The organism is Micromonospora sp. NPDC007271 (assembly GCF_040634005.1).
GTDB lineage: Bacteria > Actinomycetota > Actinomycetes > Mycobacteriales > Micromonosporaceae > Micromonospora.
The window spans coordinates 74,664-84,650 of record NZ_JBEYER010000018.1 but is presented as its reverse complement, the minus strand read 5'-3'; the positions used below and the strand labels follow the sequence as shown (position 1 = coordinate 84,650).

Annotated in this window: 10 protein-coding genes and 2 pseudogenes; 6 read left to right on the top strand and 6 right to left on the bottom strand. The window is 63.3% G+C overall.

All coding sequences use genetic code 11. The features are described from left to right. Positions 1-199 precede the first annotated feature (199 nt). Together ABZ570_RS09570 and ABZ570_RS09565 are read left to right on the top strand one after the other, a co-directional pair. Entirely contained in the window at positions 200-367 is a 168-nt protein-coding gene (locus ABZ570_RS09570) for a hypothetical protein (RefSeq protein WP_358059498.1), read from the top strand. Then, entirely contained in the window at positions 364-747 is a 384-nt protein-coding gene (locus tag ABZ570_RS09565) for a hypothetical protein (protein ID WP_358059496.1), read from the top strand. Before ABZ570_RS09570 ends, ABZ570_RS09565 begins: the two co-directional genes overlap by 4 nt. Positions 748-1,334: 587 nt before the next feature. On the opposite strand, the gene ABZ570_RS09560 is transcribed toward ABZ570_RS09565, so the two are convergent. Both ABZ570_RS09560 and ABZ570_RS09555 read right to left on the bottom strand, forming a co-directional pair. After that, positions 1,335-1,811 (bottom strand): hypothetical protein, encoded by a 477-nt coding sequence (locus ABZ570_RS09560; RefSeq protein WP_358059493.1) that lies wholly within the window; start codon positions 1,809-1,811, stop codon positions 1,335-1,337. A gap of 817 nt (positions 1,812-2,628) precedes the next feature. After that, positions 2,629-3,896: pseudogene (locus tag ABZ570_RS09555) on the bottom strand (IS701 family transposase). 481 nt (positions 3,897-4,377) lie between these two features. Between ABZ570_RS09555 and ABZ570_RS09550 the strand changes: the two are divergent. Beyond that, on the top strand, positions 4,378-4,548 hold the full coding sequence (locus ABZ570_RS09550; protein WP_358059490.1) for a hypothetical protein: 171 nt from the start codon (positions 4,378-4,380) through the stop codon (positions 4,546-4,548). Positions 4,549-4,775: 227 nt separating this feature from the next. Further along, on the top strand, positions 4,776-6,002 hold the full coding sequence (locus tag ABZ570_RS09545; RefSeq protein ID WP_358059487.1) for a phage major capsid protein: 1,227 nt from the start codon (positions 4,776-4,778) through the stop codon (positions 6,000-6,002). Between the two features lie 67 nt (positions 6,003-6,069). Here ABZ570_RS09545 and ABZ570_RS09540 read toward each other — a convergent pair whose 3' ends face one another. From ABZ570_RS09540 to ABZ570_RS09530, 3 genes are all read right to left on the bottom strand, one after another. Then, positions 6,070-6,876: a hypothetical protein gene (locus ABZ570_RS09540; protein ID WP_358059485.1), complete on the bottom strand. Its 807-nt coding sequence runs from the start codon at positions 6,874-6,876 to the stop codon at positions 6,070-6,072. 44 nt (positions 6,877-6,920) lie between these two features. Further along, positions 6,921-7,730: a TIGR02391 family protein gene (locus ABZ570_RS09535; RefSeq protein WP_358059482.1), complete on the bottom strand. Its 810-nt coding sequence runs from the start codon at positions 7,728-7,730 to the stop codon at positions 6,921-6,923. Positions 7,731-7,858: 128 nt separating this feature from the next. Then, positions 7,859-8,203 (bottom strand): hypothetical protein, encoded by a 345-nt coding sequence (locus tag ABZ570_RS09530; RefSeq protein ID WP_358059479.1) that lies wholly within the window; start codon positions 8,201-8,203, stop codon positions 7,859-7,861. A gap of 436 nt (positions 8,204-8,639) precedes the next feature. Here ABZ570_RS09530 and ABZ570_RS09525 point away from each other — a divergent pair, with 436 nt between their 5' ends. Next, entirely contained in the window at positions 8,640-8,837 is a 198-nt protein-coding gene (locus tag ABZ570_RS09525; RefSeq protein WP_358059476.1) for a hypothetical protein, read from the top strand. A gap of 291 nt (positions 8,838-9,128) precedes the next feature. On the opposite strand, the gene ABZ570_RS09520 is transcribed toward ABZ570_RS09525, so the two are convergent. After that, positions 9,129-9,305 carry a hypothetical protein gene (locus ABZ570_RS09520; RefSeq protein WP_358059473.1) on the bottom strand — a complete coding sequence of 59 codons (177 nt, stop codon included), beginning with the start codon at positions 9,303-9,305 and terminating at the stop codon, positions 9,129-9,131. Between the two features lie 17 nt (positions 9,306-9,322). Here ABZ570_RS09520 and ABZ570_RS09515 point away from each other — a divergent pair. Next, positions 9,323-9,937 (top strand): annotated as a pseudogene (locus ABZ570_RS09515) (ATP-binding protein); the annotation flags it as partial. Positions 9,938-9,987: the final 50 nt, after the last annotated feature.

Here is a 9,987-nt window from a genome sequence, read left to right as displayed (position 1 = left end):
CGATCATGGGCGCGGGGCCACAACCGGCGACCTCAGCCGTGAATGATCGAGGCTAGTAGTCCCGTAAGGGTCTGCTGGTCGGGGCTCTCTCGTTGGCCCTGGGCGCTGTAACAGTGCCGCATAGAATGATCTCACTGAGCCGAGGACATCTTCCTCGGCTCTTTTGTTTCTCCAAGTAATCCACTGACAGGGGGTTTAGATGGACTTTCCGACGGTTGTTGCGTGGGCTGAGAGCTTCGCCGAGGATGACAGTGCGCCGATCGGGCTACGGCTGTTTTGCATGGTGTTGCTCGGCACTGACCCTGTACGTCAGTTCATCACGGACCGGGATGCCGAACAGGATAAGGACTCTGGTGCCGCCCGGTGAGCCGATTCAAGTTCGCTGGAAACTTCGGGGCTATTCATCAGCCCGAATACCGCCGGATGGCGGGTGATCCGAACATCAACCCCCGAGCGTTCCGGGTTCATTTCGCTGCACTCGGGTGGGCTAACCAAATCGGGCACGCTGAGTTTGGCCCCGGTGAGCTAGCTCAAATCCTCGGTATCGGCTACGGCCGTGCGGCCGACCTGGCCGCGAACAAGGCTGTGACTGCGGCCAAGGGCATGAACCTAATCCTTCCGCAGTCTGGCCTGCGGTGCCTGGTGTTGCCGCACACGCTGTTTCAGACCGGCAAGGGCTCTGTGGTCTGCAAGTTCCACGGGGTCAGCATCAACGACATGGGCGGAAGCCCGGTTGTATCCCTGTGAGGGATACACCGTATCCCTGTGAGGGATACAGGCATAGCCCTGGCCTGCGGAAACACAAACGGACTCTATATCTTATTAGTGTCTGCCTCTGTCGATGATTGAAGGGTTGTTTCAAGCAGTACGGCTGCCCCTCTCGGCGGGGGCAGCCTTTTACCTGAACCTTGGCGAAGGCCAACAGAACCGAAGCCAAGGAACTTGGAGGTTCCTTGTCGTTTAACACCTGTACTGTCTGTCGAGCCTTGATCCCGCTAGGCCAAGGCTCTAGATGTGCGAAGCACCCAATGAAGCCCTTTGAAGGTGCGCAGAGGCGCACCAGTTACAAGTACGGCCGGACTCACCCGGCCGAGTGGTACTCAGCGCAGGCTACGCGCATGAAGCGCGCTTTCCTGCTGGAGAATCCGCGGTGCCATGAGTGCATGGCACCAGCGACTCACGTAGACCACTCAATCCCGACCAGCACCCCCGAGGGGCTGGCTCGGCTGTTCGATGTCACGGCCTGGCGGCCACACTGCGCCCGTTGCTCTGGACACCAAGGCGGCAGGATCGGCGCTCAGCGGGCAGCTCGGCGCAGAGGGGCTAGCTGACCGCTACTTCGTGCGCTTTTCCATGGCGTCGAGAAGTTCAGTACGCATTCCGATGACGAGAGACTTGACGAATGTCATTTCGTCGTAGAGGTCCTCAAGCTTGTCTTTTTGCCTGAACGCCTCAAGCGCGGGGTGGGTGTGGAGGCTCTCAAACACGTGGCTTAGCAAGTTGCTTTTTGCGACCACCCACCAGAGAGTCAAGTCTGTCCGAGGCGCGATCAGAACCATGCGAGCAAAGAGCCCTGCCTCATGGAGGGCATCTCCTGGATGCTCACGCATCCTGTCCATCATTTCGGCTCGCTTGCCTCTGTCCTCAAGGACATAGGCCATCTCTCGGAGGATCTCTAGCTCAAAGGCGGTTTTGCCAGCAGCCTTGGCGACCTTGTACGCCTTGACGGCCAGGAATAGGCCGACCACACCGGCAGAAGTGGCAAGGATGTTGAAGACGAATCCGGCGTAGTCGAACCAGTCACGCGTCATGCCGACATTGAAGCATCCGGCGTCAAGGGCTGCGAACCGTCTATCCGCCTTATGGGTAGGCCCCCTGAAATGTTGGAGGCCCCCCTGCCCGTAGTCCCACTCCCTTACCCTCGTTCGCATTTGCGCTACAGATGCTACGTCGCGCGTAGCACTCGTAACACTTCAAGGAAGGTTGACCGATCGTGGCTTATTCAATGAGAAAGTGCCGCAGTGCGGCGATGCTCTGGCGTTCTCCGCCAAGGGCCAGTCCCGAGGCGAGTATTGCGCTAAGCCGGACTGTAGGCGCCTACGCAACCGCGAGAGGATGCGCGCCTATCGGGCTAGCAAGTCCGACGAGCCTGCGGCCCCGGCTGAGGATCAGGACCAGGGCCCCAAGAGTCCTGCGGCCGTCCTGGACGCCCCTGCGGTCGCCCCGTGGGGCGCTGAGTTCCCATCCCTGGACGAGCTTTGGATGTGGTCGCTGGAAGCCGGGTCCGACCCGTTCGGCCGAGACTATTTCCTGGTTCTCTGCGAAGCGTCGGACGCTGAACCTCGCCGCTATCCGCCGCCGAGCTGGCGTTGGCGGCGCTGGGATCAGGTTGCTCGGTGAGCGTTTACACGCGGCGCTGCCGGCACTGTGGCCACCTGTTCGAGCAGCCCTCTTATCGTCGGCGTGGCCGGCGGGCCAGGTACTGCGGGGTTGTCTGTCGCACCAAGGAAGCGACGCGGTTGCGCGGGTTACGCCGCAACGGGCAGGCCGAGGCTGTCAAACCGAAGGACCCCAAACCGGGCGGTGCGGTTTGGAATGAACGGCTGGGCGAGATGGTCTACTACCCGACTAGTACTCCAGCCGCACTTGGCTGAGTCGTTGTCTTCGCTGGTAGTGGCTCATTTTGGCTCGGAACTGGTGGCGGCGCCGCCACCATGACCATCGACTGACGTGGTCGCGGGTTCGCCTGCGAGTGATCAGGTGTGCCAGGAGACGTCGAGTCTCTGCGAGGCTGAGGGGGACGAGTCCGGCCCGGTCGGCGGTGCCCCCTTTTCCGCCCGGCCGGCGGTGACGGCGAGGAAGGCGTGCGCGCACATAGCGAGCGTTATGTGGCGGTACCACGCGTCGTAGCGGCGCACCTGATAGTCGTCCAGGCCGACCTGTCCCTTGGCGGTCTGGAAGCACTCCTCGATCGCCCACCGGGCGCCGGCCACGCGGATGAGTTCCTCGTCGTCGGTGTCGGCCGGTCCGTAGCACAGGTAGTAGGCATGCTCGGTCGGGTCGGTGATCGACCGACGGATGAGCAGCCAGCGAGTGAATCCGTGGTCGGCGGTGCCGGTGTCGGGCAGGGTGGCCACGGCCCAGTCGAACAGACGGGGTCCCTTGGCGCCGGCGCCGCAGCTGCGCCGTTTCCAGGCCGGGGCAGGAGCGGCGGCGGCCAGCTCGTCGGCGCGGGCGCTGCCGCCGCCGGTCGGGATCTTCTGGTTGCAGGCCACGGCCAGGACGTAGCCCATGCGCCGGCCCTGCAGCCACAGCCGGAACTTGCTGTCCTTGCCGTAGGCCTCGTCGGCGGTCACCCACCGAGCCGGCAGCCCCGCGTCCAGTGCGCGGCGCAGCATCTGCAACCCCAGCGCCGGCTTGGTCGCGAACCGCACCTTCGCCGGTACCGCGGCTTCGGTCCGCCGGGCGTCATCGGCGCACCAGCCCTGCGGCAGATACAGCTCCCGGTCGACCAGAGTGCGCCCGTGCTCGGACGCATACGCCAGGAACACCCCGAGCTGGCAGTTCTCGGTCCGGCCCGCGGTCCCGGAGTACTGACGTTGGACACCGGCGGACTTGGTTCCCTTCTTCAGGAACCCCGTCTCATCAATGATCAGAACGGCATTAGCGTCGCCGAGGTGCTCTACGACGTAGTCGCGGAGGTCGTCGCGGACCGCGTCGGCGTCCCACGCCGTCCTGTTGAGCAGGCGTTGCATGCCGTCAGGTGTGTTCTCCCCGGCGGCCTCGGCCAGGGTCCAGCCATTCTTACCGGCCAGCGGCGACAGCAGCCCCAGCACATACGCCCGGGCCCGCCGACGTGGCTCCACCCGCCGAAACCGGCCAGCGATCCGCGCCATCAGGTCATCCAGACCTGCCGCCCACCCCGAAAGATCATCCACCGCCACAAGTGCGGCAGTCTACGATGGAAGGTCGTGTACTCTGAGGCCTGATCCGCATCCGCGGTCCTAGCTGCGCAAACACCGCCGACGGAAGTGCGGCTGGAGTACTAGTCCATGGGATACGCCGGGGTATTCCGACCGGGTATCCCCGGAGCTTGCTCGGTTTCTTGGTGACTTCCCGATGTTCGATAGCGACGGGGAACCCATCGAGAATCAGGGATGGTTCAAGGTTGACCTCCGCAAGGGTTGGCAGGATGACCCGGAGGACCGCGCGCAGGATCGGGAGGTCAGGCGGCTTGAGCTTGAGCGGCTGGGAACAAGCATGACTGAGTTATTGCCGGGAGAGTAGAGGGGTAGAACCCTTGATGAAATCCATAAGCACGGACAGGGGGCCCTGGCGGGCCCCCCTTTTTCGTGCCCGAATGAAGGGAGACAACCCGTGGACAAGTTGACTGCTGCTCTCGCTGAACTGGACGCCGGAGAGCTTGACGTGATGGTTAACGAATTCTATCGGCGCGCTGAGATGTGTCTTGAGGTCGGCCAGGACGGCTGGGCGAAGACGTACGCGGCTATTGCGTGTGCCGCCGTTGACGCTCTGGGCACCAAGTGAGCGAATGCGACGAGTGCGGGCAGTCTGTTGAGCCTGAGGCTCTGGCTGTTCACAGGCTGCGAAAGGCAGTCATTACGGACGATTACACGGTGAAAATCGAACGTCGGTACGCAGAAATGATTCTGCGACTACTGGACGAGCGCGACCAAGGCTAACAACTGAATAGCTCTCAACTCTACGCCGCCCCAACCAGGGCGGCGCTGCTATCCACACGAATGGAGCTTTGAATGGACTATGAGAACCGCTGTGGTGCGATCGCCAGCATGTTTGATGACATGCGCCGAGAGCGCCGGGACTTCCGGGTCGGGGAGATTGCCGATCTGATGGCGCTTGTCAAGGACACGCCCTTTTCGGAGCCGATGCTCCGGGCTGTGAACCTGTCGGGCAATGAGCGGGTAATTGCTGTCGGCGAGGTTGGCAAGGAAATGCGGCAGTTCGCCGACGCCGAGCGCGCCGAGGCCGAGAATCGTGCTGGTGCAGAGGCCGCCGAGGTGCGTGCTCTGAATGAGCAGGGCGCTCGGCTGTCGTCCATGCGCGGTGAGGCGAAGCCGGATGCTGCGGAATGGCGCAATCTGTTCCCGACCCGGGATGAGCTGCGTACTCTTCAGGAGGGTGTAAACGCCGACGGCGGTTACACCGTTCCGAAAAAGGTTTCCGCGCAGTACCTTGATCTGCTCCGCGCCAAGAGCGTCTTCCTTGGTGCGCCGGGTCTGAACGTCCTTCCGATGGACTCTAAGGAGCTTCAGCTTCCGCAGCTCACCGGAACCACCGGTGTTGAGGGCCCGACCGACGAGGGCCAGGTGATCGCCGATAACGACATCACCTTTAGTGGCCCGATTCTGACCGCTTACGGTTACAAGGCTCTGACCAAGGCTACCGCCGAGATTATGGACGATTCGGCGCTGCCGCTTCGTCAGGTGATCATTGACACGCTGACTCGGGATATCGCGCAGCGAATCGACCTGGACTATTTCGGTAGCGCAACCACTGGCCGGCTGGCTGGTCTGACCGCGACGGGTAACAACACCAAGACTGCTCTTGCCGCTGGCAAGAAGGTGGTTACCTGGGCGGACGTGATTACCGCCGTGTCCAACATCGAGGGCGCGGGCGGCCGGGCTACGGTCATCTTCGCTTCGCCCGATATGGCGGCTGCTCTGCGGAGTGAGCGTGAGAACGGCACTACTGGCGCGTTCCTCGCTGGCAACGTCACCGATGCTCCGACGACTCAGGCGCAGGGCCTCCCGCTGCTGGTGTCGGCGAACATTCCTGTTCGCTCGGTTCTGGTGTGCGACATGTCCCGCGTTTTCGTGGGCGCCCGTTCGGTCAAGCTGAACGTCTCCGAGCAGGCTTACTTTGCCCAGGACATGATCGGTGTTCGTCTGGTGCACCGTATCGGCGGTGCCGTTGTGGCTGAGCCGGTTTCGGTTCAGTGGATCCAGGCTGCCGCTAGCTGATAGCAGCCGAGCGATTGAAGAGGGCCAGGGGTGTCCCCTGGCCCTTTTCTTTTGTGTCCGTCCGATATTAGGGGCAGGTCGGTCTTCCTTTTGGCTTGGAGACCACCAGGTTGATTAGAAAATCCATGTCTGGATTCTCGTCGCAATACTGGCGATCTGTAAGATCCTTGTCAGGCAGTCGCACAACCGACCTGGCGCGCGGATCAAAGAACACATACTCGTCATCCTTGTGCTCAAGAATGTAGACCTTCTTGGCCTCGCCGGAAACAACTGCCCGCTCGGGTGGCAGCCACATACGTGGATACAGGGCGAACACCGAGGCGACGACTACAGCTACCCCAACCATCAGAGGGCGTAGAATGCTAAGGCCCTTCGGATAGCCTCGATCGATCAGTTGTCCCGTTACGTCCATGGTTCCAAGTAGCGGAACCGACACCAGCAAGAAAATCGCGCCGTGCCAGTCATTGCGCTCCGTTCCCGCTAGCGCGGGAATTAGAAATATTGGAAGACTCAGATACGGGATCAAGATTACCAGAAGGGGATGCTTTCCCTTCTGGATTGCCGCACGGCAGAGCCATCGGGCCACAAGTAATCCACAGACGAAAAGGAACACAGGGGTCATGAACAAGAGAGACACGTAGACCAGTTGAGCAGGGGTGGTATGCAGCATTAAAGCCGAAGCAACGTCGAAGTCGAATGAGCCGACTATCCACGCCCGAAGTGCGAACGTGGGGACGGCGAGGAGCGCTAGCGTGCCTGCCAAATCGCGAACCTGGGTGATGCGAGTCTGCCAACTGGTCAGTTCTGGGCGCCGGCCCCGTCTGGGTCTGTTGGCGCGACTGCCGGTGGAAACGCGCCGGTAGCCGTCTGTCATCTCGCCTTCTGGTACGCACAACGGCGACCGTAGCGCACGGTGTCTCATGTGGGCTGGGACCGCACGCCCTCCTGAGCATCAGGGGCTCCGGCGGCCTCGCTAGCTGGCTTCTCCTGAACCTCCGCTCTGTCGATCCAGCGAGCAAACAGGCTGAAGGCCGCGAGGCACTCCAATGCCTCCTGCTCCGTTAAGTCGTGGTCCTCATCGGAGAGGTGAGCGACCGGGTTACGCACGGCACCAAACAACCCGCAGCCGAGATTGGTAGCTCCGACGTGGACGCTCTTGAAGTGCTCCGGGTCGTCCGGCGGGCATAGGCGCAACCGCGGCCGGCCCGGCTGCGGGTCCTCGATGCTGAACGCCTCTCGGACGGCCCTGCTCTCAGATACGTCGAACCGGCCGAGCTTCTTGCGAAGCCGGGAGTTGATGTTGACTGCTGCGGCGTGGATCGCCGCGCGATCGTTGCCACTGTCCCAATGCGGCTTGGCCGCGCTCCACACCCAAGGGTGAAGATCGTCCGCTGCGATCTGCGGGCCAGGATCGTCCGGCGTCAGGTTTGCCTCGATCTCCTCGCTTCTCTCGATCATTGGGAGGTACGAGTGGATTTGGTCGCGCATCGTGTTGACCTGGTGGTTCAGCGAGCCAAAGCCTCGCCACTCCCAATTCTCAAACACCCTCTGGAAGGTGAGTCGGACGGTGGCGAGCTGCTTCTTAACCTCGTCGTCGGGGGCTTTGAAGCTGTAGACGTGTCTTATCTCGCCGCTGCGAGTGGGGTGAGTCTCGCCTGTCTTGACGCGCTCGGTCATGTCCAGGAACTTGTTCCACTCAGCTAGAACCCAGGCGTAGTTGATCGCCATGCTTCCCCACCCGTGACGCGAACGCTGTACCGGCCAGCAAGCCTACGGGTATCGAGGGTGTTCGACCAGCGAGAAAGGGCTCCAGCGGCGCCGCTGGAGCCCTCTCGGGTTGATCCTGGACTATCGGGCTACTGCGCGCGGTTGGCCGCCGCTACCTCGTCCCCGGTCCGGCCACAGCCGACCCCGTTACCGCAGATGACTAGATCCTCTTTGGTGCCGTAACCACCCAGCAGGCCCGGCCCCTGGTGTCCGCAGATGAGACAGGCGAGCCCCTGCCGCTTCGCATCGGTGTCTGCCATCCGGTCGAACTTCTCAGCCTCGGTCGCCGGTTTCGTCCAGCCGAGGAACCTGCCGAATACCTGCCCCTGGTCTAGCTCAGGCTCGGGGTTGAGCTTGCGCAGATCCTCCACCGCTTCTCCCATCATCGACGCCAGATAGACGCTCAGTGCTACTCGATCATTCCTGTACTCCACGGTCAGCCTTGCCCGTGCTTCCCCGCACGGCCACGGCTGACCGCAGACGCGACACAGCCAGATGGGGCGGACGGGTAGATGGTCAGACATGCCTGCCACCGTTCGCTCTGTACGCCTGCCCTCGCGTCAGGAAGTTCCCCAGCCACAGGATCTGGGTTGGCTGGTTCCAATGCGTCCAGTCGGTCCGCTTGAGCGGCTCGGGGATGGGCTCGACGGGCACGGGCAGGTGCTTGTCTGGGCAGGTCTTCCAACGGAGCCCGCAGGAGCAGTCACGGCGGCGGAACCAGCGCCACACGGGGCGGTGAACGGGAGCAAGCGGAACGGGTTTCGGGCGTCGCAGAACGGGCATAGCCCATCGTGCTACCGCTGTTATCGATCGTCAACCCCGATCGCTGTTCCCGATCGTCAAACTATCGCCAACACCTACCGTCACCCCATGGTCGAGTTCGTCGGGATCGCTGAGATACGGGAGATGCTGGGCGGCGTCTCACGCGCTCGGGCGTCCGTGGTCGCTTCTCGGCGTGACTTCCCCGAGCCGTATCAACGGCTGATCATGGGGCAGATTTGGCGGAAGTCCGATGTTGAGTCGTGGATCAAGAAGCACCGCCCCGACCTGGCCGACGACAGCAAGTAGGGCAAACACAAGGGGACCCCCGATGATCGGGGGTCCCCTGCTTTCTGCTGTATCAGTCGAGCGGGATCACTTGGTGCCCGTGTGCCTGCCAAGTCGTGTAAACGGTGCTGTCATCCTCGGTGTCTGTGTCGATGAGGAACGCCCCGTCGGGCAGTCGAGCTGCTAGCTGAGCGAGAGTGGCGGCAGTGACGGGGGCGGGTAGTACGGCAAGGTAGACGCCTGGGCTTGTCTCGGTGATCTTCACACCGTCGAGTGTCTGACAGGTCCAAGGCCGTCGGTAGAGGCTGCGCATCATGCTCCCTCGGGGCGGGCGCGGAAGGTGTCGAGCACTGCCCGCAGGTCGGCGGCCGTGAGCTGGTTGCGTCGTGCCCACGTGGACAGCAGCGCACGGACCTCGGCTCGGCTGCGGGGCTGGAACGGGGCGAGTGCTGCGACAGCCTGAGCTGCGGCGGGGCTTAGGGTGGTCATGGAGTGAATCTTGATTTCTCGACGAGGCACCCGAGTTCAGCAAGGGGGCACTGGAGGCGCTGCGCCAGCCGCTGGAGAGCGGCCGGGTACGGGTCGCCCGGACCCGGGGCGCCACCGAGTACCCGGCTCGCACGCAACTGGTGCTCGCGGCCAATCCCTGTCCCTGCGCCAAGCCGGCGGGGGACGCGGACTGCGAGTGCACTCCCCTGGCCCGGCGGCGCTACCTGGGCCGGCTCTCCGGGCCGCTGCTGGACCGGGTCGACGTGCAGATCAGGCTGCCGCCCGTACGGGCGGCGGAACTGCTGGAGACGGGCGACCCGAACGAGTCGTCCACGACCGTGGCCGCTCGGGTCGCCACCGCACGTCGGGCCGCCGGCGACCGGTGGGCAGCCACCGGTCGCCGGGTGAACGCGGAGATCCCGGGCCCGTACCTACGCCGGCCACCGTGGCAGCTGCCCGGGCGGGACACCAGGGAGCTGCGACGGCGGCTCGACTCCGGCTCGCTCTCCGCCCGCGGCTTCGACCGGGTCATCCGGCTCGCCTGGACCATCGCCGACCTCGACGGACGAAACCGCCCGAACGGCGGAGACATCGCGGAGGCCATCCAGCTCAGAACGGGAGAGGGCACATGAGCGAGCGCAGCGAGCGAATCATCAGGTCCAGTGCCATGGTGCCTCATGAC